This window comes from Hymenobacter profundi, from assembly GCF_019334315.1.
GTDB lineage: Bacteria > Bacteroidota > Bacteroidia > Cytophagales > Hymenobacteraceae > Hymenobacter > Hymenobacter profundi.
In genome coordinates this window covers 1-24215 of sequence record NZ_JAHWGL010000057.1, presented here as the reverse complement: position 1 = coordinate 24215, position 24215 = coordinate 1, and the positions used below count along the sequence as shown (strand labels likewise).

Below are 24215 nucleotides of genomic sequence, written 5' to 3'. Positions count from 1 at the left end.
AAGGTAAAAGACCTGCGTGCCCTACCCTACCGGTGCGGCAGTCGGGCGCGCGTCGCTCAGAAAACGCTCTAGCCCTGAAATTAATTTTTTTTCAACCAGCGCGAAAGGCTTTTTTTCTTTGCCAGTATAGATAATTGCCAGCCGATCTACTGGATGGCCGCCATCGGCCTCCAAGAGACGATATTTATTCAGCCGATAAGCCTCGCGCAACAGGCGCTTGAGATAGTTACGGTCTACGGCACGCTTGAAGCTACGTTTACTCACGCTCACGAGCACTTGCGGCGGTGCAGTAGTAGACGCGGTGGCAGGCAACCACACGAGCCGCAGGGGATATAAACCGAAAGAAGAACCCCGGCCGAAAAGCTCTTCAATGAGCTTTTTGCGGCACAGATGTTCTTCTTTCGGAAAACTGTATTTTTTAGCTGCTGGCTGGTGGCTATTGGCTGTTAGCTCGTTCACGGGGCTAGTGTTCGCGGGATGAGCAAGCTAACAGCTATCAGCCAATGGACTAACAGCTAAATCGAAACCTAGCGCTTATGACGACCTTCGTCGGATACGGTCAGGCGCTTGCGGCCTTTGGCACGGCGGCGAGCAATAACGTTGCGGCCATTAACGGTTTCCATGCGCGAGCGGAAACCGTGCTTGTTACGACGCTTGCGCTGCGAAGGCTGAAAAGTACGTTTCATGATATGGGTAAGTGACTCAATGACAGTTGTAAGGCCGGCAAAGGTACAAGGCCTTTTTGTAAAAGGCAATGCTCAACTGCTTTTTCTACCAAATCGTCGCCTTTTCGTTGCTAAAATTCGTAGAATTTACCCAACTACTTATCCTGCTATTTCCTACGGATAAGCGTAGTTTTACGACCATATTCCGCTCTTTACCGCGTGGGGCTGCCTGCATGATTCACTACTACCTTTCCTTTGAAAATCCGCTGACGTCCTACATCCAGGTGCAACTCACCCTGGAAGTGCCCGCAAATGCGGCCCAGCCGCTGGAATTGCAGCTGCCAGCCTGGCGGCCGGGCCGCTACGAGCTGCAAAACTTCGCTCAGAAACTCCAGCGCGTAGAAGTGGAAGATGCGCAATCGGGCGAGGCCCTACCCTACCGCAAAATCACTAAGGACCGTTGGACGGTAGCCAACACGGCGGGCCGTACGGTGCGCGTGCGCTACAACTTCTACGCTCACCAAATGGATGCCGGCGGCTCCTGGCTTGATGAAAGTCAGCTCTACCTGAACCCGGTGCAGACACTACTCTACGCCGAGGGGCGGCAGCAGGAGCCCTGCCAGTTGCAGCTGGCCCTACCCGACGCCTGGCATATTGCCTGCGGCCTACCCCAGAGTGCCCCCAATACGTTGGCTGCCACATCGTTTGACCAGCTAGTGGATGCGCCACTTATCGCCAGTCCTACCCTGCTGCAACGCACTTACGAAGTGCAGGGTATCCCCTTTCACATCTGGATACAGGGAGCGTGCGTGCCCGACTGGCCGCAAATCATCAAGGATTTCGGAGCTCTCACAGAGGAAAATCTAGCCGTATTTGGTGGTGATTTTCCGGTGAGTGATTATCACTTCCTCAACCAGATCTTACCCTACAAGCACTACCACGGAGTAGAGCATCACAACTCTACGGTGATTACGCTGGGACCGGCGGAGCTGCTGATGACGCACGGCTTGTATAAGGAGTTGTTGGGCGTGAGCTGCCACGAGCTATTCCATACCTGGAACGTGAAGAGCATCCGGCCGGCCGAGATGCAGCCCTACGATTTTACCAAGGAAAACTACTTCCGCACCTGCTACATTGCCGAGGGCGTAACCACGTATTACGGCGACTACCTGCTGGCCCGGTCCGGCATATTTTCGGCGGCGCAATACTTCACGGAGCTAAACGGCGTGCTGCACAAGCACTTCGACAATTACGGTCACCAGAACCTGTCGTTGGCCGATGCCTCGATGGACCTATGGCTGGATGGCTACAAACCCGGCGCGCCCGACCGCAAGGTGTCGGTGTACCATAAGGGTGCGCTGGTGGCGTTGCTGCTCGATCTTACCCTACGACAGCTCAGCCAGCACCAACGAAGCCTCGACGATGTGATGCGGCGCCTCTATGAAGATTTCGGCAAAACTGGGGTGGGCTACACCGAGGAGGACTACCAGCAGGTAGTGCGCGAGGTAGCCGGCCGCGACATGCAGACCTATTTCGACAAGTTTGTGTACGGCACAGCGCCGCTGGAAGAGTCTCTGAACAAAGCCCTACGCTTTGTGGGCTGCACGCTGCGCACGGTTGAAAACGGCTCCGTTTCCGAAGGCAGATTTGGTTTTAGGGCAGCGGTCCGGAACGAACGCACAGAAGTCACCGATATTCTACCCGGCACGCCAGCGGCCGACGCTTTGGCTCTAGAGGATGAAATAGTAGCGGTGAATGGCCGACGGGTAACGCAGAATCTGCAAACGCTGCTGAGCACCGGCACTGGGCGTTACGAACTGGCAGTGTTCCGGCAAAACCAGTTGCGCACGGTTATGCTAATGGCAGACGGCACCGAATTGTACTGGGCAAAAAGAATGGTCGAGAAATTGCCTGATGCAACGGCTGAGCAGCGCTCCAGCTTTCGGCAGTGGCTGAAACAGGAATTTTAACGTCCGTTGAGCTGAATTGAGTAGTACCATGAATCGGCTGCGGGCCTTTTTATTAGTAGGGCCGTTTCTGTTGAGCACTGCCTGCACCCTTATGCCGCGCCAGGAGCGGGGGCATCCGGCTGCGCCATTGCCACTCCCCACTTCGGGCACATATGTCCGCCCTATTCTGCGCCAGCCTACCATCTACAAACGGGCGCATCTCGATACCCTTATTCTGCCGGCTGGCCGTGTACTCACCCTCTACCCTGCCCCGCACCCTACCTACGAAAGCCTGCCTACCCCCGCCTGGTTGCGCCCTACCCCCTCGGCTGCCGATGAAGAACTGGACCTGACCGCCGAAGAGCGCGCCCGCCTGCGCACAACTGGCCGCACGGCCCAGCGCGTAGGCCGCACGTTGTGGCTGCGCCCCAGCGCTGCCCCGCCTGTGCGCTTCGTAGACAACCCGGTGGAAAGCGAGGATAACATCGCCTACGAGTATGTAGATGCTATTCCGGCTATTCATCAGTGGCTCATTTCGGTGCACCTCTACGAAGGCGGCTACTTTCTGCTAGTAGACCAGCGCACGGGCCGCCGCACGGAGGTATGGAGCCCACCTGCTATTTCGCCCGATGGGCTGCACTTTGTGTGTGGCAACTCCGATGTGCTGGCTCACTACGACCCCAGCGGCCTACAATTATGGGCCGCCGATGGCCTGCGCTTGCGCAAGCTCTGGGAGCGGCAGGTGGAATGGGGCGTATCCGGCCCACGCTGGCTCGACAACCGCACGATTCTTTTTGAACAAGATTATCTCGAAAAGGGCGATGTAGAAACCCGCATGGTGCGTCTTACCATCATACCATAAAAAAAGCTCCGTCGCTAAACGGAGCTTTTTTTATGGTTTCAGGAGCTATCTAGCTTTTGTCGCTACCCCGGCCGGCTTTGCTGTTGCCGTCTACCGACATAGGTTTGTTGTTCTGCGGATTGCTACGGATGGGCGTTGTGTTTTTGGGGTCCGTGGTAGCTTTGCCATCCGTAGTATTGCCCTGCTGCGACACGTACGTATTATCCAAATTCTGCACCTGCGTGCTGGTGCTGTTGGTATTAGGGCGCGGGTCGATGTTGGTCTTATCGGTTTCGGCCAGCTCGGAAGCGGCTATTTCGTTCTTTTTCATCGTCGTAATGCTTTAGGGTGGATTACTCCTATCTTCTACCCCTTGCACGAGGAAAGAGTTGCCGAAAAGTTGGGATACTAAAAAGGCTGGAACTGCACAAAGCAGCTCCGGCCTTTCGTATAATGAGCGAGTAAGTGACTATTCGGCTACCGACAGGGTAGGAACATTCACCAGATCGGCAAACATTTGCTCGCGAGTTTCAATTTCCTCCTGCGTCAGGTTTAACAAGCGCTCTGTGCCAAACTTCTCTACGCAGAACGACGCCATAGCCGAGCCGTGAATTACGGCGCGCTTCATGTTATCGAAGCTGATGTCGTCGGTAGCGGCGAGGTAGCCGATGAAGCCGCCCGCAAAAGTGTCGCCGGCGCCGGTGGGGTCGAATACTTCCTCCAGAGGTAGAGCTGGGGCGTAGAACATCTGCGCTTTGTTGCCCTTCTTGCAAAACAGCAAGGCGCCGTGCTCACCTTTTTTGATAATCAGGGTCTTAGGGCCCATTGCCATAATCACTTTAGCGGCTTTCACCAGCGAGTACTCGCCGGAAAGCTGGCGGGCTTCCTCGTCGTTGATGCTGAGCACGTCCACCATTTCAATGGTCGTTTTCAGCTCTTCCAGGGCCACGTCCATCCAGAAGTTCATGGTATCCATCACAATCAGCTTGGGCCGATTCACGAGGCGCTGAATGACGAGGCGCTGAATCTGGGGCGTCAGGTTGCCCAGCATCAGGTACTTGCAATCCTGGTAGGAATCGGGTAGGACGGGGTCGAAATCGGCCAGCACGTTCAACTCCGTCGCCAGCGTCTCGCGCGAGTTGAGGTCAGTCGAGTACTTGCCCGACCAGAAAAACGACTTCTCGCCTTGCTTGATCTGTAAGCCTTCGGTATCGGCGCCATGCTCTTCGAGCAGCAGAATATCCGATTGCGGAAAATCATCGCCTACCACGGCTACCAGTTTCACGGGCTTCACCGAGTAACTGGCCGACAGGCTAGCGTAGGTGGCAGCACCACCAATGATTTTGTCGGTTTTGCCGAAAGGCGTTTCCAAGGCATCGAAAGCCACCGTACCGATAACAACCAGGCTCATAAGCAGAGAGGATTAAAAGTGATTCATGCGAAAAGATGCCCCTGCAACGGTGCAACTCATAAAAAAAGTCCCCGAAAATACTTTTCCGGGGACTTTCTGCAAAAACGATGGGTAAATAATGGGGCTCGAACCCACGACCTTCGGAATCACAATCCGACGCTCTAACCAGCTGAGCTATATCTACCGTGTTGGGTATTGATGCCACAAAAGTAGCAGGTTGATCGAAATTTTCAATTACTTGAGAACATTTTTTAAGTAAGTTTTTTCTAACTGTTTGTTGCTCTGAACACAGCGTTACGTTGCGCAACCGCTTCTTGCCCGACTATTCCGCGTACCTTTGTAGTTCGCTTTATCTTCAATACCATGTCCGACACGCCCCACACGCCGCTCTCTTTTGCTGATTTCAAGCTGAATAAGCAACTCTTGAATGCCGTGGCCGAGGCAGGCTTTACGGATCCTACCCCCGTACAGGAGCAAACCATTCCGCTGCTGCTGGCCGGGCACGATGTGCTGGGCATTGCCCAAACGGGCACCGGCAAAACGGCGGCGTTTGGCCTGCCGCTTCTAATGAAGGTGAAGTATGCGCAGGGTATCCACCCGCGTGCCTTGGTGATGGCCCCTACCCGCGAGCTAGCCATCCAGATTGAGAAGCACCTGTTGCAGCTTTCCACGTACACCGACCTACGAATTTTCGCCATTTACGGCGGGCTGGGTCCGAAAACGCAGATTGAAACCATTGCCCAGGGCGTGGATATTCTAATTGCTACCCCTGGTCGCCTGCTGGAGCTGTATCTGAAAGGCGACTTGGTGCTGAAAGAGCTGAAGACACTGGTGCTTGATGAGGCCGACAAAATGATGGATATGGGTTTCATGCCCCAGATCCGGCGTATTCTGGAAGTGATTCCGCGCAAGCGCCAGAACGTGCTGTTCTCGGCTACCATGCCCGACAAGGTGACGACCCTAAGCGAGGAGTTCTTGGAATTTCCGGTGCGCGTGGAGGTGACGCCGCCCGCCCAGCCGGCCCAAACCGTAACACAGGTGCTCTACGAAGTACCCAATCTGCTCACCAAAATCAACCTGCTCGACTACCTCTTTCAAGACCAAGAGACATTCAATCGCGTCATGATTTTCACGCGCACCAAAACGCACGCCGACAATGTGGCCAGCTTTCTGGAACGCAAGGTAGCACCGGGGCAGGTGCGCGCCATCCACGGCAACAAAGGCCAGAACGCGCGCCTCAATAGCATGGATTCATTCCGCAATGGGGAAGCACGCTTCCTAGTAGCCACCGACGTAGCGGCCCGTGGTATTGATGTGCCGCTCGTGAGCCACGTCATAAACTTTGACGTGCCGTTGAATTACGACGACTACGTGCACCGCATTGGCCGCACGGGTAGGGCGCAGCATACCGGCGCGGCTCTCACTTTTGCCAATGAGGCTGAAATGCACCACATCGAGCAGATTGAGGAGCTGATCAAGCAGGACATTCCGCTGCTGCCCCTGCCCGAGGAGGTGAAGGTGATGGACACGCCTTTTGAGGAGCAGCAGAACATGAACCGCGAGATAGATGAACGTCGTCGGCGCGAAGACCCTACCTTTCAGGGGGCGTTTCATGAGCGCAAGGAATGGGTGAAGCCCGGCGTGACCATCGATAAGCGCACCGGTAAATCATACGTAGAAGGACCCAACCGCAGCCAGAAAGGCCGGAAGGTGAACCCATCCAAAGGCAAATCGTCGGCACCCGCCGTGAAAGCGGTGAAAGCAGCCAAGGCAAGGGCACGGGGCAGGCGGAAATAACGATCTAAAAAGACGTCTGTCCTCCTGAGCATTCCACGCATCAAGCGGCGACGAAGGACCTTCTCACGTGAGAACGATTATCGTAACAACGACTCGTTCTGTGGGCATAAGGTCCTTCGTCGCCGCTTGATGCGCGGAATGCTCAGGAGGACAGACGTCTTTTTTGGTTCACCATCTCACTATCTCTCCGCTTCTATTTTGGGGCGAAGTGCTGGAAGATTTCTAAATGGCTGAAGCGCGTTGCTACCATTGTGAAAGCAGCACCCCACAATAGAGCGCTCCAAAACATATGCAGCATAATGCGCCAGCGCGGCACATGCAGCTGCGTAGCAATGACAGTGCCGCCTACTGGGCTAAACAAAATAGGCGTGAGGAAAGCAATGCCTGGCATCCCGAAGCGCTTGTAGATGCGCACTACCCCCCGGCTCCGCCGGCTGAACAAGGGCTTGCCTTTAGCGGTGCGCCGCGCCCGTAAATGTAATGCCCACATGCGCCCCAGCCCTGAAATCAGGAGTACGCTGGTCATCATGCCTGCTACCGACAGGCCCCAGCACATCGCCCACGACAAGCCCGCCAGCACGCCCGCAATGGGCGCCGCGACGAACTTAACCATTCCGAGCAGGAAAACAGAAGCGTATTTGAGGAGAGCAGGAAGCACGTGGCAAGCACGAATACAGGCGATGAGAAACGTAACACAGGCCGCTTACACAGCCGGTATCATAACGGTATGCAGCCAGTCAGGTTCAAACGAGCTGATTAAACTTTCAAAATTTGGGCCGCAGCTGTTCTGTAGATCAGCAATGCTACAGTTTGCTACCATACGATAAGTCGCCGGCATCGCCGAGGCCGGGTATGATGTATGCCTGGTCGTTTAGACCTTCATCTACAGCTGCTACCCACAAGGTGGCTTCGGGAATTTCGCGGGTCACGTAATCAACTCCCTCGGGAGAGGCAATAACGGCGGCAATGTGCACCTGCCGGGGCATGCCGAAGCGCAGCATGGCCCGGTACGTTTGCACCAACGATTTGCCGGAGGCCAACATAGGATCTACCAGAATTAGTACGCGCTCATCTAGGCTCGGCGCCGAGAGGTAGTCTACCTGCACTTGTACCTGCGCCGTTCCCTCGATGCGGTAGGCCGCCGCAAACGCAGAGGGCGACTGATCGAAGTAATTCAGAAAGCCTTGATGGAATGGCAGACCAGCACGCAGCACCGTGGCCAGCACCGGAAAATCCTGGAGCAGCTTGCCATTTGTTTCGCTTAGTGGCGTGGTGATGGTCTGATCGGTGTAGCTCAGTTGGGAGCTGATGCGGTAGGCAATGATTTCGCCAAGACGTTGCAGGTTTCGGCGGAAGCGCAGCGAGTCGCGCTGCTTGTTTACGTCGCGCAGCTCGGCTAGAAAGTGGTTGGCCACGGAGGGCTCGGCACATACAATGTGTACACGCTCGGAGGCGTAAGGCGTAGGGGTAGAGTTCAGCGCATCCATTGCAAATACCAGGGTCGGAGAGTTAGGGTGAAAGTAGTGTAAGGTACGGGCTGGGCACCGAAGTTGGCAAAAAACCGTGCAATCGACGGAATAACACTGCCTTCAAAATCCAACGTCAGATTAGGAGTGCCCGCGTGTTGCGCTATCACATGGCTCAGCAGCAAAGTAGGCGCCGACAGTTGGCGCCCGCGTGGCGAGGCAGCCGCAAATAGGTAGATTAGAGTATTCCGCTCCCGGATAAATAGCGCCGCTGCCAGCAGCTCGGCATCCGGCGCCGGCATTCGAACCTCATACAGCAGCGCCTGCCCGCGCTGCTGAGCAGCCGCTACCAAGCGGCGCAGCTGGATATAGTGCCGGGCAGAAAGCGACGCTGCCTTCCCTTTTGTTTGTTTGAACAAGGTAATAAGGGGCTCAAGGGTAGTAGCTTCCTGCACCACCAATGGCACCGGACGCGCCAGGTTTTGACGCAAGCGCCGCTGACTGCTAAGGTCGTATGCTTGTAGCAGGGTAGGAAAGTTGGGGACCAGGGATAAGTGGTAGGTTACGCGCTGGTCCGTTTTGTACGCAGACTTGGTGGAAAACAGTGAGTTATCCACATTCAACTGTTGATAACCCTTCGTATATCGACCACTTATCAACACTAAGTACTCTGCTACGTTTTTATGCTGGCTGGCATCAGTTGTTAACAAGCCAAGTTGTTGGGTAAAAGCCGGTTGAAAAAGCTCCCTACCCCACGGCCGGCGTTTGTATGGCAAAGGCAGTACGGAGCGGTATTCTCCGGATGGCCCGAGCTCTACCACAGCATCCCAGTGCTCCGCCACCGTGCGCAACCACCATGTGTGGGCATAAGGCAATTGCGGCTGGGCGGCGGCTACGCAATTATCCCAGGCTTCGAAGTTGAGGGAAGAAAAGGGTAGGTAGTGGAGAGGCACGTAGGAAAGCGGCAGTGTAACGCAATTTATCCGACGAACCTACGTGTTCATCAATGCCTAACAAAAAGCTTCTTGCTTTTCCTGCTCCGAGTAGGCCCGTTTTTTGTCGGCGCCCCACGCTACCCCAACCGTGAACTGCGTAGGTTTGTGTTGCCGCTGACTGGCTGTGGCCGCTACTTCTGTCCCTATGACCCATCGTCTACTTCTGCTGACTGCGTTGAGCCTACTGGCCGGCAGTACCTTGGCCCAAACTACGGACTCTACCACTCGCGCTACCAGTCCTACCTGGCTGGTGTATGACCAGTCGGCGCCCAAACTAGCGCCCCCACACCAGACTGGCCAAGGCACTACCTACGTGCCGCTTGACAAAGATGTGTACCGCATCATTGACCGTTACGCCATCAAGTACGGCGCCGATTCGTTGGGCGACCCGCACACCTCCGTGCGCCCCTACACCCGTGCCAGTGCCGCTCGCCTAGGCGAGCGAATGCTGCTCGACAGCACGGCTGTCAGCACATTTTCTCGCGCCGACCGTTTCAACGCCCGCTACCTGCTACGCGACAACTGGCCCTACACGGTGGAACTGTTGGCACAAAACACCAGCCGGAAACCTATTCTCAAGCACTTTTACCGCAATACCAGCGACCTGTTCCACGTAGAAAAGCCAGATTTTACGCTACGTGTGAATCCAGTAGCCTATTTGAGCGCGGGACACGACAACCGCATTGATGGGTTACGCTACGTGAACACCCGCGGCATTCAGGTGGAGGGCACCATTGACAAGAAGCTGGGCTTCTATACCTTCCTGGCCGATAACCAGATGGCTGTGCCTGGCTACGTGCAGGAACGCATCCAGCGCGACAACATTGTGCCGCATGAGGGCTACTGGAAGTATTTCAAAGGCGAGGGCGGCAATCAGTATGATTTCCTTTCGGCTCGGGGCTATATCACGTATGCGGCCAGCCGGCACATCAATATCCAGTTTGGGCACGACCGCAACTTCATTGGCAACGGTTACCGCTCGCTGATTTTGTCGGACTACACGGCGCCCTACCTGTTTTTGAAGCTGAATACACGCATCTGGAAGTTCAACTACCAGAACCTGTTCACGCAGATGACGGCCGACAAAGCCAATGCTGATACCGTTTATCAGAAGAAGTACATGACCTTCCACCACCTGAGCCTCGACGTAACGCCGAACTTCAACGTGGGCGTGTTTGAGTCGGTGATGTTTGGGCGGGGCAAGGGCGGCTACGAGTTGGGCTACCTCAATCCAATTATCTTCTACCGCAGCGTGGAGCAGCAGGTAGGCTCGGAAGACAACTCCCTACTCGGCTTGGATTTCAAGTGGAATATCAAGCACCGTTACCAACTCTACGGACAACTGGTGCTGGATGAGTTTTCGATTAGCCAAGTGCGCTCTGGTGATGGATGGTGGGCCAACAAGCAGGCCATTCAGCTGGGCGCCAAGTATATCGACGTGGCCGGCATCAGCAATTTCGATTTGCAAGGCGAGTTCAACTACATTCGTCCCTACACCTACCAGCACGAAGACAAATACCGCAACTACCAGCACTACAACCAGCCGCTGGCGCACCCCATGGGCGCCAACCTCTACGAGTTTATCGGCATTGCCAGCTACCAGCCCCCGCGCCTACCCCGCCTGAACCTGGTGGGCAAGGCCTTTTACTCGGTGCAAGGTCTCGATCTACCGCCCGTGCCGAATTACCCTACCATTGGCCCCGCCAATAACTACGGCGGCAACGTGCTCTACCCCTATAATATCCGGCCGCTGAACCCAGACGGCAGCCTACGCGAGTACGGCTACCAGGTAGGCGACGGCAACCGCAGCAAGCTTCTGCACCTCGATTTAACTGCTACCTACCAGCTGCGCCACAACCTCTGGCTCGATGCCAAGCAAATTATTCGCCACCGCAGCTCGCAATTCGCCATTCCAGCCGATGGCACGGAGAGCTACACGTCTGTGTCGCTGCGCTGGAATATTGCGCAACGGCTACACGAGTTTTAATTTGTGATTGGTCGATGTGCTGAAGTGCTATTACAGAACATCACAGTCAGCAATTCAGCATATCAACTACTTAGCTTATCACCTTGCGGCACGACTCTGCTACTACCCTGCTCTACCGCCCCGTTAATCAGCAGGAGTTGGATTTGATTGCGGCCTCGAATTGGCTAGCGTTTCCGCCGCGCTTGCCGGAGCAGCCCATTTTCTACCCCGTCCTCAACCACGAGTACGCCGCCCAGGTTGCCCGCGACTGGAATGTACCTTACTACGGCGTGGGCTACGTGTTGCGCTTCGCGGTAGATGCCGATTATGCCGCCCAGTTTCCGGTGCAAAACGTGGGCGACCAGCACCACGAGGAGCTGTGGGTACCCGCCGAAGAGCTAGTGGAATTCAACCACCACATTGTGGGGCAGATTGAGGTAGTGGCCGTATTTCAGTAGGGGCCTGTTGCAGGCGCCCGTCGTTGCGGTGATTGTTGCTACCCACATCTGAGAAAACACGCATTATCGTTCTGCAGCGGGCGCGTGCAACACGCCCCTATGATTGCCTACCTTTGCGGGGCTTATGAAGATTTACCTCCGCATTCTGCAATACGCACGGCCCTACGCCGATTTCCTACCCCTGTACATGGTGTACACGGTGCTGAATATTTTTTTTGGCATCGCTAACTTTGCCATGCTGGTGCCCCTGCTCAATGTGCTGTTCGACACGACGCAGACTATGGAAATACCTGCCGCAGTGCCTTCGTTTTCCTTCACCCTGGAATACATAAAAGAAGTATTCAACTTCTATTTTTCCCAGGTGCTGGCCGCCGAGGGTAGACTGGGCGCGCTGGCGTTTGCGTGCGGCATCGTGGTGATATCCGTGCTGCTGAGCAACCTGTTTCGCTACCTCAGCCTACGCATTCTGGCGCGCGTACGGGCGCGGGTAATTCGTACCATGCGCGCCGATTTGTACCAGCATGTAACCAAGCTTCCACTGGGCTATTTCTCGCAGGAGCGCAAGGGCGATTTGATGTCGCGCTTCACCAACGACGTGCAGGAGGTAGAGAACTCGGTGGTGAATACGGTGACGGCCGTGCTCCAGGAACCGCTCAAGATTATCGCCTACTTCGCGGTGTTGTTTGCCATGTCGGTGAAGCTGACATTGTTTACGCTGGTGCTGCTGCCCATTTCGGGTGGGTTGATTTCGGGGGTAGCCAAGCGGCTGAAACGTCAGGCGCAGCAAAGTCAAAGCACCTTGGGTACCATGCTTTCCGTGATTGACGAGATGCTGGGCGGTGTGCGCGTTATCAAAGCTTTCAATGCCGAAGCGTACATGAAGGAGAAATTTCGGGAGCAGAACGACCTGTATGCCCGCACGGCCCGCCGCATCGACAACACCCGCGACTTGGCCTCGCCCTTCTCCGAATTTGCGGGCGTGTCGGTGGTAGCGGGCTTGCTGTATTACGGTGGTACGCTGGTGCTGGGCGGCGAGTCCGATTTATCGGCATCGGTATTTATCACCTATATCATTCTGTTTTCGCAGGTGCTGGTGCCGGCCAAAGCGTTGTCGTCGGCGTTCAGTAACATCCAGCGCGGCTTGGTGGCTGGCGAGCGGGTGTTGCGCGTAATCGACACCGAGCCTACTATTCAGGACCAGCCCAACGCCACGGTTCTACCCAACTTCCAGCACCAGATTGAGCTGCGCGATGTGCAGTTTAGCTACGGCGAGCAGCCGGTGCTACAAGACATCAACCTGACCATTGGCAAGGGTAAAACGGTAGCGCTGGTAGGCCCGTCGGGCGGTGGCAAAAGTACCCTGGCCGACCTCCTACCCCGTTTCTACGACGTAACAGGCGGCCGCATCTTGGTGGATGGACATGACGTGCGCGACGTCACCATTCACTCTTTGCGCGACCAGATGGGCATCGTGACCCAAGAGAGCATCTTGTTCAACGATAGTATTTTCAACAACATTCGCTTCAACACCCAGGCCACAGAAGCTGAGGTGATAGAAGCCGCCAAAATCGCCAACGCCCACGACTTCATCACGGCCACCGCCGACGGCTACCAGACTGTCATAGGCGACCGGGGTGCCCGTCTTTCAGGCGGACAGCGCCAGCGCCTGAGCATTGCGCGGGCCATCTTGCGCAACCCCCCTATTCTTATTCTGGACGAGGCCACTTCGGCTTTGGACACGGAGTCGGAAAAGCTGGTGCAGGAAGCCCTTACGCGCCTGATGCAAAGCCGTACGTCGCTGGTTATTGCCCACCGCCTCAGCACCGTGCAGCACGCCGATGAGATTATTGTGCTGCAGAACGGCCGCATTGTGGAGCGCGGCACCCACCAGGAGCTACTGCAACAGAATGCCGGCCTGTATCAGCGCCTCAACCAGCTGCAAGGCAGCGGGGCGCTGGTGTAGCACGCCAACGGAACGTATGCTCTCTGCGTTATATAGCAGTTGATAGGTACAGATTCGTCCTACTGACTCGAAAAATTTTATATTTCGCATCAGGAGCTGAACTGCACCCTTGTTCCTCCATTGTTCAACGCTCTGCCCTACTACCTATATGCTCTTCCTGAAACGCCTGACCACCATTCTGGTAATGGTTTATTTACTGCTGGCTCTGCTATTCATCTTCAGCCAAGCCGCACGCGACACCTTTGCTTCGGCTATTGGGTTAGGAACCGAACCTGCTGCATTCTATTACACTTTGTTTGTAGCGGGCGTAGTGCTGCTGGCAGCCCTGCTGATTGTAGAAAATATTGATAGCGTGCTTCTGCGCCGTAGCGTGACGCAGCACGAAGGCAAAATCAACGAACTAAAGGCCCGCCTCTACGACCACCAGCTAGAGCAGCGCGAGCGTGATTTCCAACAGCGTCCCGGCACCGTGCCGGGTACTACCACCTACCCCGACGAAATCGTAATGACGCCTACCCCCGGTGCACCAGTAGGCTCCATTCCGCGGCGGCCAGTGTTTCCACAGGAGGATCCTAGCCTCAGCAATGCTCCGTTGGAGAAGCCCAACACTATCATTCCACCTGCCAACGACGCCGATAATTCCACAACCCGTTAACTTCGCGGCGTGACGAACACTCCACTCTCCGACCTCATCCGGGCCGAACTCACCAGCGCCCGCGACCTGCTGGACCGCTTTCTAACCGATCCGGCCAACCTGGCTGTCATTGAGCAAGCTGCTCGCCTGATGGCCGATGCGCTTCAGCACGGCGGCAAAATTCTAACCTGCGGCAACGGCGGCTCGCTCTGCGATGCGCAGCATTTTGCCCAGGAATTGTCTGGCCGCTACCGCGCCGACCGGCCTGCACTAGCCGCCATTGCCCTCACCGAAGCCTCTCACATGAGCTGCGTGGCCAACGATTATGGGTATGATCAGGTATTCAGCCGTTTTGTAGAGGCGCTGGGTAGGCCCAACGATGTGTTAGTTGCCATCAGCACCAGCGGCAATTCGCCCAATGTTCTCCGGGCTGCCGAGGCAGCCAAAGCCGCTGGTTTGAGTGTAGTGGGCCTCACGGGCAAAGATGGCGGCAAGCTCGCTACCCTTTGCGACGTTGAAATTCGCGCCCCCCACACCGGCTACGCCGACCGGATTCAGGAAATCCACATCAAGGCCATTCACATCATGATTCTGCTGATTGAGCAGTTGGTGATTGGGAAGTAAAGGAAGAAGCTGACATCCTATTGTGTCAGCTTTTTTTCAATCATATAATGTAAAAAATACTTTACATAAAGTAAAATAAATCTTACAATTGTAAATACATCCACTTATCCATTATCTACCATGAAAGCACAGTATCTTTTCCCGCACCGCTTCAAGAAAATAGGCTGGCTGCTCTTCGGTATTTCTTTGCCTATATGCCTTCTTATGCAATACAGTATTCTGCCAACGAGCGGAGTAGCAAGTATGCCTGCTATTCTCTCAGACGAAGGGTGGTTCCATTTCGTCCGCCCCGACAACAATGCGTTTGACTTTTTCGGCATCTTATTGCTGTTGGGCACCCTCTTGTCAGCGTGCTCTGCTGAGAAGTACGAAGACGAGTTTATTGCTACCCTCCGCCTAGATTCTTTGCTGTGGGCCACTTACGTCAACTATGCCTTGTTGGCTCTTGCCCTTCTTCTCACCTATGGATCATCATTCTTTATGGTGATGATCTACAGTATGTTTTCGCTACCGCTGCTGTTTTTGCTACGGTTTCAATATGTATTGTATCGCAATAGTCACAGCTTCTCGCATGAAAAATAACCTAAAGCTTGAGCGTGCCCACAGAAATTATACACAGGAAGATTTAGCCAAGCTTATAGGAGTTAGTCGCCAGACTATCAACGCGATGGAAGCCAATAAGTATGTCCCTTCCACTGTCCTTTCGCTGAAGATTGCGCGTGTATTTCAAAAACCAGTGGAAGCTATTTTCTTTTTGGATGAGCAAGACTGAATAAGCAACAGCTACCACCTAAAAGTCTGTGTTTTGTACCCAGAAACCACGGCACGTTTTTCGACAACACAAAAGCCAGCTCTACGGGGCTGGCTTTTGTGTTGTCAACCTTATTTTTCTTCTATTTCCGATGCTTACCAAAACCTACGGCTCGGCCGTGCAGGGTGTTAATGCTACCACTATTACGATTGAAGTTGTTGTATCGCAAGGCACTAATTTTTATGTAGTTGGTCTACCCGATAATGCCATTAAGGAAAGTCAGCAGCGGGTAGAGGCGGCTCTAAAATTTCGGGGGTATCGGATGCCGCGCACCAAGGTGGTGGTGAACATGGCGCCGGCCGATATTCGCAAGGAAGGCTCGGCGTATGACTTGCCCATTGCGTTGGGTATTCTGCACGCATCACAGCAGCTTACTACGGAGCAGTTGGGCGAGTACATCATCATGGGTGAGTTGGCGCTGGATGGTGGCTTGCGGCCCATCCGGGGCGTGCTGCCCATTGCCATCCAGGCGCGCAAGGAGGGCTTCAAGGGCATCATCCTACCCAAAGAAAATGCGCAGGAGGCGGCCATCGTCAACAACCTCGACGTAATTCCCGTGGAAACTATGCAGGAGGCCATCGACTTCTTCGAGGGTAGGCAGGACATTCAGCCGGTGCAGATGGACACGCGCCACGTGTTTCAGCACGAAGCCAACCGCTACGCCGCCGATTTTGCCGACGTGCAGGGCCAAGAAAACATCAAGCGGGCGCTGGAAATTGCGGCGGCCGGCGGCCATAACGTCATCATGATCGGCCCGCCCGGTGCGGGCAAAACCATGCTAGCCAAGCGCCTACCCAGCATCCTACCTCCACTGAACATGCACGAGGCACTGGAAACCACCAAAATTCATTCGGTGGCGGGCAAGCTGGGCAGCAACGCTTCGTTGCTGACAACGCGGCCGTTTCGCAGCCCACACCACACTATTTCGGATGTGGCGCTGGTAGGCGGGGGTGGCAACCCGCAGCCGGGCGAAATTTCGCTGTCGCACAACGGTGTGCTGTTTCTGGACGAATTGCCGGAATTTAAGCGCACCGTGCTGGAAGTGATGCGCCAGCCCTTGGAGGAGCGCCGCGTAACCATTTCCCGCGCCAAAGTTAGCATCGATTTTCCGGCTAACTTCATGCTCATTGCTAGCATGAATCCTTGCCCATGCGGGTATTACAACCATCCCGAAAAAGAATGTGTGTGTGGCCCCGGCGTGGTGCAACGCTACCTCAACAAAGTGAGCGGCCCACTGCTCGACCGCATTGACCTGCACGTGGAGGTGACGCCCGTAACCTTCGACCAAATGACGGAAACGCGCCCAGCCGAACGCAGCGAAAACATTCAACAGCGGGTAGAGAAAGCCCGACAGGTACAGGCGGCGCGGTTTGCGGAGTTTCCCGAAATTCATTCCAATGCCATGATGCCTTCGCAGATGGTAAAGGACATTTGCCAGATAGACCCGGCCGGCCGCACCCTGCTCAAGACGGCCATGGAGCGTCTCGGCCTCTCAGCCCGCGCCTACGACCGCATCCTAAAAGTAGCCCGCACCATTGCCGACCTGGCCGCCACCGACGCCATCGGCATCGACCACCTTGCCGAAGCCATTCAATACCGCAGCCTAGACCGCGAAGGCTGGGCGGGATAGGTGGTGAAGGCTGGGCGGGATAGGTGGTGAAGTAGTGAATAAAAAAGCGTCTGTTATCCTGAGCACAGCGAAGGACCTTATGCCCACAGAACGAGTCATTATTACGCCTGTCGTTCACACGTGAGAAGGTCCTTCGCAAGCTCAGGATGACAAACGCTTTTTTATTCACTATTCACAACTTCACTATTTTACCATCTTTGTACCACCATGTACAAAGCCCTTGTTAAGCCCCTACTCTTTCAGCTCGATGCGGAGCGGGCGCACCACCTTATTTTTGATAACCTGAAACGCGCCTACCGGCTGCCGGGCACGGCGGCGTTGCTGCGTGGGTTGTACGACTTTCAGCATCCGGCGCTGACGCGGGAGGTTTTTGGTCTGACGTTTCGGAACCCGGTGGGATTGGCGGCAGGGTTCGACAAGAATGCCGTGCTGACGGACGAGCTGGCGGCGCTGGGCTTTGGGTTTGTGGAAATTGGAACGGTGACGCCGCGGCCACAACCAGGCAACGTGCAGCCGCGCCTGTTTCGGTTGCCGCAGGATGAGGCGCTGGTCAACCGCATGGGGTTCAACAACGAGGGAGCTGGTGCTGCCGCCCAGCGGTTGCGCCAGCGGCGCAACCAGCAACTCATTATTGGCGGCAACATTGGCAAGAACAAGGACACGCCTAACGAGCAGGCCGCCCAAGATTACGTGGCCTGCGTGGAGGCCCTGCACGAGGTAGTCGATTATTTCGTGGTGAATGTGTCGTCGCCGAATACGCCGGGGCTGCGGCAGTTGCAGGAGCGCGAGCCGCTGATTCAATTATTGCAGCAGGTACAGGAACGCAACCAGTCCCTACCCCAGCCACGGCCGCTCCTGCTCAAAATTGCGCCCGACCTCACCGACTCGCAGCTCGACGATATCCTGCTTATCGCCCGCGAAACCAACCTCAGCGGCTTGGTGGCCACCAACACCACCATCAGCCGCGCCGAGTTGCGTACCACTACCGACCACATAACCAGCCTGGGTGCGGGTGGCCTGAGCGGCCGGCCGTTGCGGGCGCGCGCCACCGAGGTCATTCGCTACCTGCACCAACGGGCCGGTGATGCCCTACCCATCATCGGGGCAGGCGGTATTCATTCGCCGCAGGATGCGAAGGAGAAGCTGGCTGCCGGCGCGGCGCTAGTACAGCTCTACACGGGTTTCATTTATGAAGGCCCTGCACTGGTAGGACGCATCAACCGGGCGTTGGTGGGTTAGTTTAGACCTATCATGTTGGTGAGCAAATTATTATGTTATTTACTGCTGCTTACCCACAAAGGCTATTCTCTTATTTGCTAGGCAAGATGAAAAAAGGTGTTGCGTTATTTCTTGCTGTGTTCGGCTCGTTTACTATTTGTTATGGCCAAACTGGCCAAGAAGCCCTTCGGAAGTATCAGGCCGCTGCTGCTGCTTTTGCTACTGTCAGCTACTCTGTGCAACGGGTTGACACCTTTCCTGATGGCTCCGTGTGGAATCACCAAGGTCGCGGCATTATGCAGCGCGATGCGGAGAGCCAGTTATTGAAGGCGCGTTTTCTAGGAACGCGGCTCGATGTGCACAGATCGTTTCTGTATGATGGGAAGGCAGGGTTTGACTTGGATGACAGCACCAAAACGTATCAAGTGGAGCAGGACCCCTACTTGCCCGGAGTGTTAGGTGGCCCCGGCGGGCAAATGCTGGTAGAAGAATTATTTACCATCGACCCTTCTTACCAAGAAGTGACTTACAGCCGCAGCGCACAGGGTCCGGTCATCACGCTCCATTACCCCGACCGACCTAAAATTGACGTTCGGAATCGGTACACTTACCTTGTGCTAGATGAGAAAACTGGCCTGCCTAAGGTCGTGAAGACCAAGGAGCAGAAAACAGGAGGCACGCGGGTGGTTATGAAAACCCTGTCTAACCTGCGCGTGAACAATCCGGCAGATGCCAGCACTCTCAACAGCACCACCTTTCTTTCTGCGTACACTGCGGCGGCTTCTGCTACTCCCATTGCGCGCCCTACCCTATTGAACAAGCAAGCCCCTGCTTTTCGCCTGACTAGCTTCAATAAGAAACCCGTGGCACTCAGCAATTACCTAGGCAAAGTTGTGCTGCTGGATATGTGGACGACTTCGTGCAGCCCGTGCATTGCTTCTATGCCTGATATCCAACGGCTACAGGAAAAGTATCGACAGCAGGGCTTAGCTGTGGTAGGCGTACTAATGGACCCTGGTAACGCAGCGCGAGCACAGGGCATTTTAAAGCGCCAAGGCGCCGCCTACCTCAATGTGAGCGGCGATGAAGCAACGGAGAAGGCTTATCAGGTGAATGAGTATCCGCGGTACCTTCTGGTTGATAAACAGGGCAAGGTTGTGCTGGATATTACGGGCGGTGGTCAAGATGAGTTGATAGAAAGTGCCGTTAAGAAGGCATTATAAACTAATCACCCTTCATTGCGCAGTGCTTCTACACGCGCAGCCCAGTGCTGGCGGGCAAATTGCTGCTTATAGCGGCGTTGCACCCAGATCATGGGTGGCACGATGAGCAGGGTAGGCCACAAAAAGTTGACCGGCCACGGAATAAACGTAAGGCTAGTGGCCGAAAACGCCGATACGGCCGCAATGTAAGCGCCCACAAAACCCGAAATATGGTTGAGCAGCCACTGCCCCGGCGCTACCCGCACGTACGACCGTAACTGCCGCCCCGTCAGCATCACTCCAATGGCTCCAAACACTACGGAAGGCACTACGCCGCGCAGTAGGCCATACAGCAGTGTGCCGCCAAAAACCAGTAGCCCCGCCCCTACCCCCAGCCAGTCGAATAGGGTAGGGTGCTGGCCGTGGCCGAGCTGCTTGAGGTAGAGCGAGCGGTAGCCGAAGCAAGCCAGGTAGAGGCTGAAGATGCCCGTCAGCAATAGGAAGGTGAGGCCTTTGATGCTTGCCAGTGCCACGGCCGTGCTGCCCGCTACCACCATTGACCAGAAGAAAACCTGCCCCCAGCGCCGGTGGGCAGGGCCGCCCTTGCGCACCCACATAGCTACAGGGGCCACAAAAAAACCAGTGAACCCAGCTGCAATATGCAGCCAGCGCGTCAGGAGCAGGAGGGTTTCCATGGGCAATAAGCGGGGCTGAAGTGAGTAGTAGGATGAAAGTAGCGGCTTCTGGCGCCACCCGCTACTGCGTGCTACCCAAGTGTCAGATAACACGGATGAAACACCTTTTTGGGCTATCGAAATACGTACTTGCTCACAGCTTCATTCCTACCCGCAGTTCCAGCGCATCGGCGGCGGCGCGGTGCACTTTCAGGTCCACTTCCCCAAATACGTGCTTGGTGAAGTGATATTTCAACCCCAGCCGCTCGTAGTAGAAAGGATTGGATTTGTACGGATTGTAGACATACACGCCCAGGTGCGAAACGAAGGCCAGCCGTCCGAATAGCAGCTCGTGCCCTAGGTATACGCCGGCTTTTTTGATATCGGGTAGTCTGTTACCAGTTTGGGGATTCCGCAACTGCTCAACTCGCAACGATTGGTCCCGAAAGCCCTCCAGACCTAGCATTAGGTTGCTCTTGCGGTTGAGGCGCCGCCCTACGGCTACGGTAGCCGAAAAAACGGAGTAATGGCGATTGTTCCACTGGTCCACTTCATCCAATTGCTTGAAGGCGTAGCTGGTGCTCAGGTTTAGAAAAAACCGCCCGATGTCGGCTGGTTCGGTGGATGCTTCGGCGGGCTGTGGCCGAAACGCCCGCTGCTGATGATAGTTCAGCCCCAGCACTACCGAGGGTAGGTTGATGCCCCGGTTAGGCTTGGTGGTGGCTCCGTTGGAGTAGTGGTTGAATGCAAATCCTAGCAGTACCCCCAGGTGTTCGGTCACGGCCATGTCGTATTCTATGCGCGTCTGAATTGTTGCGTTCAGACGCGAGCCCATCATAGAATTTCTCTTATTGTCGAAGCGGTCATAGCTGGTTGTGAAGTAACCCAGCCCGGTACCCAACCGAAAATTCAGCTCCTGCCGAGCAGTACGCCAAATGGCCTTGTTGATGTAAGCCGTAGCTGCAAAGGACTGGCCCAGCCTTGGGTTATGGTAGTCGTAGTACACCAGCGCCAGCCCTACCTTGGGGTAGCGGTACCAGGCGTGCCAGGGCGCTGTGCCTGTGGTCTGGCGTTGCAGATTCAGCTCCGCTCCCGTAGGGTGCGACACGGCCAAATGGGCCACGGCCGGTGCATGCGCCACAATAAAGCTACCCTGCGCGTATGCCCCCACCACATAGGGGGCTACTGGCGCTACTTGCTGCGCCTGAGCAACTGTGGCACCACCCAGCAAAGTAGCGCACCACCCCCAATACTTACCGCTCCACTGATGCGTGGTAGGGAAGCAATACCTCAACAGCTGAAAATAATTATGCAAGCAATTTGCGAAACGCACCAGGCTGATCTTCTTAGGCAAAGAGCTGATTGAATACGATTTAGCCGGAAACAGAGTCATAAATACCTACTTACTTGAATATTTCCGGTGGACTATATGGAAGGAAATCACTGTAACCTTCTCTCCCTATTAGGCAGTATGAGCCCCTAAAATTAGTTGTCAAGCAGTTTGACTACTACCCGTTCAGGCTTTAAATCTGACTTCCCATGAAAAAAATTGCACTTCTTTCTCTCGCTCTTGTTTCGGCTGCTTCGGCTGCACAGGCGCAATCTGGTCCTCGTCTCGGTATTCGGGTAGGCGGTACACTGGCTAATATCGGCGGCAAAGATGCCGACCAAGTAAATGGCTACGCTGGCGACCTGCAATACAAACTCGGCTACAACGCCGGCATTTCTTATCAACTGCCTCTAAGCAGCGACGGTTTCTGGACACTGGCTCCCGAGCTGCTCTACAACCGCAAGGGCTTCGAGCGTAGCTATGAAACCACAGGATCCGCTTTAGCTGCTAACACCGATATTGAAGCTAACCGGAGAACTAACCTGGAAAAATTTAAATACCAAAACAAGCGGGTTCTTTCTTACATCGATTTGCCAATCCCTGTTCGTATTAACACCGCTCCCGGTGGTTCAGGTTTGTACTTTGAGTTGGGCCCGCAAGTAGGCTACATGGTAGCCTCTAAGCAGGAAGTGCAGAAAGAATACAAATACACTGATGCTAGCAACATGGAAGATGCCAAAACAACTTCCGGCACTAGCAAGGAAAAAGAAGACCTCGCTAGCTTTGACATCGGTGGTGTAGCTGGTATTGGCTACCAGACGGCTGGTGGTTTCAGCATCGGCGTACGCTACAACCAAGGTTTTAAGACCCTGTTCGACACCAAAAACACTAGCGCCCGCAATGAGCCGAAAGCCTTCAACCGCGCCTTCACGGCGCAGGTTGGCTACCTCATTCCCTGGGGCAAATAATTTCTAGAGGAATAAAAAGAGCCAGGTAACTCTTCGTGAGTCATCTGGCTCTTTTTTTATGGAATTATCCCACCCATTTACGCTCCTTTTCGTTTACTACCCCAACTGGCGTGCTTCTGATAGGCTACGCCACACCACTTACCTTTTTTCATAAAATTCATGAAAAAGTCTTTTATCATTGTTGGTTCACTGGCTATTGCATCTGTACTTGGTGCTCAGGAGTCGCGGGCACAAGGCGTGCGCGTGGGCGTGAAAGCCGGTGCTAACCTCTCTAACTTGGCTGGTGATGTCACCAACGAAGACCGTTTCGAAAACAAGTTTGGCTTTGTGGGCGGCGTAATGCTGAACGCGCCTCTGATTGCCGACGGCTTTCTCTCGATCCAGCCCGAGCTGCTCTATTCGCAGAAGGGTTTTAAGAACAACAGCTCGTCTGTTTTTGGCACCTACAAGTATGAAGGCCGCGCCAATTACAACTACCTTGATCTACCAGTATTGGTTAAGATTAAAGCAGGTGGTTTCTTCGTAGAAGCCGGTCCGCAGTTCAACTACCTCATCAATCGCAACGACAAGACGGTACGCACCAACAACGTTACGGGTACGCGGGCTGACTACAACTCCGGCGACTACGACCTGAGCAACGTGAATCGCTTTGAGGTAGGCTACGCAGCCGGCTTGGGCTTCCAGTCTGAAAACGGTGTTATTTTGGACTTACGCTACAACGGCTCGTTCACCGATTTCACCAAGGATGGTTACCAAGGCAACGACCTGCGCAACGCTCGCAACTCCTTGTTCCAGCTCTCGCTGGGCTACCTGATTACGTCGCGCTAGGCACAATTCGCTTGCGCGCCAACGCCCATCCTGCTGTGCAGGATGGGCGTTTTTGTTTTGGTAACCCGGCAGGAATATTGCCGAGAGCCGCAGCGGTAGTCTCATTAGCAGCACCATTTTCTTGGCTACCACCGTATTTTATGAAAAAAATTTACTGGTCGCTTCTACTCGCTGGCGGCCTCACAGTTTCCTCGGCACACGCCCAGGATATTCGCCTGGGTGTGAAAGCCGGACTAAGCCTGACCTCTTTTGTGGGCGACGACGCCATCGGCACCCGCTACAAGCCTGGCTTTCACGGCGGCGGCATGTTGGAGTTTAGCCTAGACAAAAACTTATCGGTCCAACCCGAGCTTCTAGTCTCCATGAAAGGCTCAGGCTACGAGAACAGCGACCTTCGCTACAATATCACTTATCTAGATGTGCCAGTGATGCTGAAATACAAGCTCGACGGTCTCTTTCTGGAAGTTGGTCCGCAGTTTGGATTTCGTTCTGACTCAGAGTTGAAGACCAACTCGACCAGTATCAAATGGAAAAACAACACCCGCGATGTAGATTTTGGCTATGCACTGGGTTTGGGCTATGAAACGCCCAAAGGTGCTTTGGTAGGACTGCGCTATAATGGTGGTGCTACTAAGCTTGGTTACGACCGTCGGCTCAGCATCATCAACTTGCCGGCCCGCCACATCTACAATAGCGCTCTACAGCTCTACGTGGGCTATATGTTTGGCCGCCTATAATAGAGAAAGCACATACTACTCTTCAACAAAAAGCCCACCTCTTGTAGG

The 24215-nt window shown here is 54.9% G+C and carries 25 protein-coding genes and 1 tRNA gene; 16 read left to right on the top strand and 10 right to left on the bottom strand.

Going from position 1 to position 24215, the window contains the following annotated elements:
• Positions 1 to 21: 21 nt before the first annotated feature.
• Positions 22 to 459 (bottom strand): ribonuclease P protein component, encoded by a 438-nt coding sequence (locus tag KYK14_RS13650; RefSeq protein WP_219159540.1) that lies wholly within the window; start codon positions 457 to 459, stop codon positions 22 to 24.
• A gap of 68 nt (positions 460 to 527) precedes the next feature.
• Complete coding sequence (rpmH, locus tag KYK14_RS13645) at positions 528 to 686, bottom strand: 50S ribosomal protein L34 (RefSeq protein ID WP_092743544.1); 159 nt, start codon at positions 684 to 686, stop codon at positions 528 to 530.
• Positions 687 to 898: 212 nt separating this feature from the next.
• On the opposite strand from rpmH, the gene KYK14_RS13640 reads away from it, so the two are divergent.
• The gene (locus tag KYK14_RS13640; RefSeq protein ID WP_219159538.1) at positions 899 to 2635 is read left to right on the top strand and encodes a M61 family metallopeptidase; all 1737 of its coding nucleotides are present in this window, start codon (positions 899 to 901) and stop codon (positions 2633 to 2635) included.
• A 28-nt stretch (positions 2636 to 2663) separates the two neighbouring features.
• The gene (locus tag KYK14_RS13635; RefSeq protein WP_219159536.1) at positions 2664 to 3476 is read left to right on the top strand and encodes a hypothetical protein; all 813 of its coding nucleotides are present in this window, start codon (positions 2664 to 2666) and stop codon (positions 3474 to 3476) included.
• Positions 3477 to 3525: 49 nt separating this feature from the next.
• Here the strand turns inward: KYK14_RS13635 and KYK14_RS13630 are convergent, their stop codons facing one another.
• From KYK14_RS13630 to KYK14_RS13620, 3 genes are all read right to left on the bottom strand, one after another.
• Positions 3526 to 3786, bottom strand: coding sequence for a hypothetical protein (locus tag KYK14_RS13630; protein ID WP_185282383.1), 261 nt, complete (start codon positions 3784 to 3786; stop codon positions 3526 to 3528).
• A gap of 138 nt (positions 3787 to 3924) precedes the next feature.
• Positions 3925 to 4866 carry a PfkB family carbohydrate kinase gene (locus KYK14_RS13625; RefSeq protein WP_185282382.1) on the bottom strand — a complete coding sequence of 314 codons (942 nt, stop codon included), beginning with the start codon at positions 4864 to 4866 and terminating at the stop codon, positions 3925 to 3927.
• Positions 4867 to 4976: 110 nt separating this feature from the next.
• A tRNA-His gene (locus KYK14_RS13620) sits at positions 4977 to 5050 on the bottom strand.
• A gap of 179 nt (positions 5051 to 5229) precedes the next feature.
• Between KYK14_RS13620 and KYK14_RS13615 the strand changes: the two genes are divergently transcribed.
• Positions 5230 to 6663: a DEAD/DEAH box helicase gene (locus KYK14_RS13615; RefSeq protein WP_219159534.1), complete on the top strand. Its 1434-nt coding sequence runs from the start codon at positions 5230 to 5232 to the stop codon at positions 6661 to 6663.
• A 193-nt stretch (positions 6664 to 6856) separates the two neighbouring features.
• Here KYK14_RS13615 and KYK14_RS13610 read toward each other — a convergent pair whose 3' ends face one another.
• From KYK14_RS13610 to KYK14_RS22490, 3 genes are all read right to left on the bottom strand, one after another.
• Positions 6857 to 7276 carry a hypothetical protein gene (locus tag KYK14_RS13610; protein WP_185282380.1) on the bottom strand — a complete coding sequence of 140 codons (420 nt, stop codon included), beginning with the start codon at positions 7274 to 7276 and terminating at the stop codon, positions 6857 to 6859.
• A gap of 190 nt (positions 7277 to 7466) precedes the next feature.
• Entirely contained in the window at positions 7467 to 8150 is a 684-nt protein-coding gene (gene upp, locus KYK14_RS13605; protein ID WP_208306866.1) for a uracil phosphoribosyltransferase, read from the bottom strand.
• Positions 8138 to 9082, bottom strand: coding sequence for a GNAT family N-acetyltransferase (locus KYK14_RS22490; RefSeq protein ID WP_219159532.1), 945 nt, complete (start codon positions 9080 to 9082; stop codon positions 8138 to 8140). The genes upp and KYK14_RS22490 overlap by 13 nt, the downstream gene beginning before the upstream one ends.
• Before the next feature lie 187 nt (positions 9083 to 9269).
• On the opposite strand from KYK14_RS22490, the gene KYK14_RS13595 reads away from it, so the two are divergent.
• The 10 genes from KYK14_RS13595 to KYK14_RS13550 all read left to right on the top strand — a co-directional run bounded on the left by KYK14_RS13595 (position 9270) and on the right by KYK14_RS13550 (position 19651).
• Positions 9270 to 11111 (top strand): hypothetical protein, encoded by a 1842-nt coding sequence (locus tag KYK14_RS13595; protein ID WP_219159530.1) that lies wholly within the window; start codon positions 9270 to 9272, stop codon positions 11109 to 11111.
• Between the two features lie 83 nt (positions 11112 to 11194).
• Complete coding sequence (locus KYK14_RS13590; protein ID WP_219159528.1) at positions 11195 to 11548, top strand: hypothetical protein; 354 nt, start codon at positions 11195 to 11197, stop codon at positions 11546 to 11548.
• Between the two features lie 124 nt (positions 11549 to 11672).
• A complete protein-coding gene (locus KYK14_RS13585) occupies positions 11673 to 13511 on the top strand; it encodes an ABC transporter ATP-binding protein (protein ID WP_219159526.1) in 1839 nt (612 codons plus the stop codon).
• A gap of 148 nt (positions 13512 to 13659) precedes the next feature.
• On the top strand, positions 13660 to 14166 hold the full coding sequence (locus tag KYK14_RS13580; RefSeq protein ID WP_219159524.1) for a hypothetical protein: 507 nt from the start codon (positions 13660 to 13662) through the stop codon (positions 14164 to 14166).
• Positions 14167 to 14175: 9 nt separating this feature from the next.
• A complete protein-coding gene (lpcA, locus tag KYK14_RS13575; RefSeq protein WP_185282374.1) occupies positions 14176 to 14769 on the top strand; it encodes a D-sedoheptulose 7-phosphate isomerase in 594 nt (197 codons plus the stop codon).
• A gap of 120 nt (positions 14770 to 14889) precedes the next feature.
• A complete protein-coding gene (locus tag KYK14_RS13570) occupies positions 14890 to 15351 on the top strand; it encodes a hypothetical protein (protein ID WP_185282373.1) in 462 nt (153 codons plus the stop codon).
• Positions 15341 to 15541: a helix-turn-helix transcriptional regulator gene (locus KYK14_RS13565; RefSeq protein ID WP_185282372.1), complete on the top strand. Its 201-nt coding sequence runs from the start codon at positions 15341 to 15343 to the stop codon at positions 15539 to 15541. The genes KYK14_RS13570 and KYK14_RS13565 overlap by 11 nt, the downstream gene beginning before the upstream one ends.
• A gap of 130 nt (positions 15542 to 15671) precedes the next feature.
• On the top strand, positions 15672 to 17210 hold the full coding sequence (locus KYK14_RS13560; RefSeq protein WP_219159522.1) for a YifB family Mg chelatase-like AAA ATPase: 1539 nt from the start codon (positions 15672 to 15674) through the stop codon (positions 17208 to 17210).
• A gap of 207 nt (positions 17211 to 17417) precedes the next feature.
• Entirely contained in the window at positions 17418 to 18449 is a 1032-nt protein-coding gene (locus tag KYK14_RS13555) for a quinone-dependent dihydroorotate dehydrogenase (RefSeq protein ID WP_219159520.1), read from the top strand.
• Positions 18450 to 18535: 86 nt separating this feature from the next.
• A complete protein-coding gene (locus KYK14_RS13550; RefSeq protein WP_219159518.1) occupies positions 18536 to 19651 on the top strand; it encodes a TlpA family protein disulfide reductase in 1116 nt (371 codons plus the stop codon).
• Between the two features lie 5 nt (positions 19652 to 19656).
• Here KYK14_RS13550 and KYK14_RS13545 read toward each other — a convergent pair whose 3' ends face one another.
• Together KYK14_RS13545 and KYK14_RS13540 are read right to left on the bottom strand one after the other, a co-directional pair.
• The gene (locus KYK14_RS13545; protein WP_219159516.1) at positions 19657 to 20325 is read right to left on the bottom strand and encodes a DUF2306 domain-containing protein; all 669 of its coding nucleotides are present in this window, start codon (positions 20323 to 20325) and stop codon (positions 19657 to 19659) included.
• A 133-nt stretch (positions 20326 to 20458) separates the two neighbouring features.
• Positions 20459 to 21598: an acyloxyacyl hydrolase gene (locus KYK14_RS13540; protein ID WP_219159514.1), complete on the bottom strand. Its 1140-nt coding sequence runs from the start codon at positions 21596 to 21598 to the stop codon at positions 20459 to 20461.
• A gap of 245 nt (positions 21599 to 21843) precedes the next feature.
• On the opposite strand from KYK14_RS13540, the gene KYK14_RS13535 reads away from it, so the two are divergent.
• The 3 genes from KYK14_RS13535 to KYK14_RS13525 all read left to right on the top strand — a co-directional run bounded on the left by KYK14_RS13535 (position 21844) and on the right by KYK14_RS13525 (position 24167).
• The gene (locus tag KYK14_RS13535) at positions 21844 to 22602 is read left to right on the top strand and encodes a porin family protein (RefSeq protein ID WP_185282366.1); all 759 of its coding nucleotides are present in this window, start codon (positions 21844 to 21846) and stop codon (positions 22600 to 22602) included.
• A gap of 159 nt (positions 22603 to 22761) precedes the next feature.
• On the top strand, positions 22762 to 23430 hold the full coding sequence (locus tag KYK14_RS13530; RefSeq protein ID WP_243900171.1) for a porin family protein: 669 nt from the start codon (positions 22762 to 22764) through the stop codon (positions 23428 to 23430).
• Positions 23431 to 23570: 140 nt separating this feature from the next.
• Positions 23571 to 24167, top strand: coding sequence for a porin family protein (locus KYK14_RS13525; RefSeq protein WP_208306879.1), 597 nt, complete (start codon positions 23571 to 23573; stop codon positions 24165 to 24167).
• The last annotated feature ends 48 nt before the right edge of the window (positions 24168 to 24215 follow it).

Coding starts and splice junctions, on each gene's coding strand:
- KYK14_RS13530 (WP_243900171.1), top strand. CDS start 22,762: ATGAAAAAGTCTTTTATCATTGTTGGTTCACTGGCTATTGCATCTGTA.
- KYK14_RS13595 (WP_219159530.1), top strand. CDS start 9,270: ATGACCCATCGTCTACTTCTGCTGACTGCGTTGAGCCTACTGGCCGGC.
- rpmH (WP_092743544.1), bottom strand. CDS start 686: ATGAAACGTACTTTTCAGCCTTCGCAGCGCAAGCGTCGTAACAAGCAC.
- KYK14_RS13625 (WP_185282382.1), bottom strand. CDS start 4,866: ATGAGCCTGGTTGTTATCGGTACGGTGGCTTTCGATGCCTTGGAAACG.
- KYK14_RS13640 (WP_219159538.1), top strand. CDS start 899: ATGATTCACTACTACCTTTCCTTTGAAAATCCGCTGACGTCCTACATC.
- KYK14_RS13585 (WP_219159526.1), top strand. CDS start 11,673: ATGAAGATTTACCTCCGCATTCTGCAATACGCACGGCCCTACGCCGAT.
- KYK14_RS13615 (WP_219159534.1), top strand. CDS start 5,230: ATGTCCGACACGCCCCACACGCCGCTCTCTTTTGCTGATTTCAAGCTG.
- KYK14_RS13560 (WP_219159522.1), top strand. CDS start 15,672: ATGCTTACCAAAACCTACGGCTCGGCCGTGCAGGGTGTTAATGCTACC.
- KYK14_RS13570 (WP_185282373.1), top strand. CDS start 14,890: ATGAAAGCACAGTATCTTTTCCCGCACCGCTTCAAGAAAATAGGCTGG.
- KYK14_RS13535 (WP_185282366.1), top strand. CDS start 21,844: ATGAAAAAAATTGCACTTCTTTCTCTCGCTCTTGTTTCGGCTGCTTCG.
- KYK14_RS13550 (WP_219159518.1), top strand. CDS start 18,536: ATGAAAAAAGGTGTTGCGTTATTTCTTGCTGTGTTCGGCTCGTTTACT.
- KYK14_RS13610 (WP_185282380.1), bottom strand. CDS start 7,276: ATGGTTAAGTTCGTCGCGGCGCCCATTGCGGGCGTGCTGGCGGGCTTG.
- KYK14_RS13555 (WP_219159520.1), top strand. CDS start 17,418: ATGTACAAAGCCCTTGTTAAGCCCCTACTCTTTCAGCTCGATGCGGAG.
- KYK14_RS13565 (WP_185282372.1), top strand. CDS start 15,341: ATGAAAAATAACCTAAAGCTTGAGCGTGCCCACAGAAATTATACACAG.
- KYK14_RS13545 (WP_219159516.1), bottom strand. CDS start 20,325: ATGGAAACCCTCCTGCTCCTGACGCGCTGGCTGCATATTGCAGCTGGG.
- KYK14_RS13635 (WP_219159536.1), top strand. CDS start 2,664: ATGAATCGGCTGCGGGCCTTTTTATTAGTAGGGCCGTTTCTGTTGAGC.
- upp (WP_208306866.1), bottom strand. CDS start 8,150: ATGGATGCGCTGAACTCTACCCCTACGCCTTACGCCTCCGAGCGTGTA.
- KYK14_RS13580 (WP_219159524.1), top strand. CDS start 13,660: ATGCTCTTCCTGAAACGCCTGACCACCATTCTGGTAATGGTTTATTTA.
- KYK14_RS13525 (WP_208306879.1), top strand. CDS start 23,571: ATGAAAAAAATTTACTGGTCGCTTCTACTCGCTGGCGGCCTCACAGTT.
- KYK14_RS13630 (WP_185282383.1), bottom strand. CDS start 3,786: ATGAAAAAGAACGAAATAGCCGCTTCCGAGCTGGCCGAAACCGATAAG.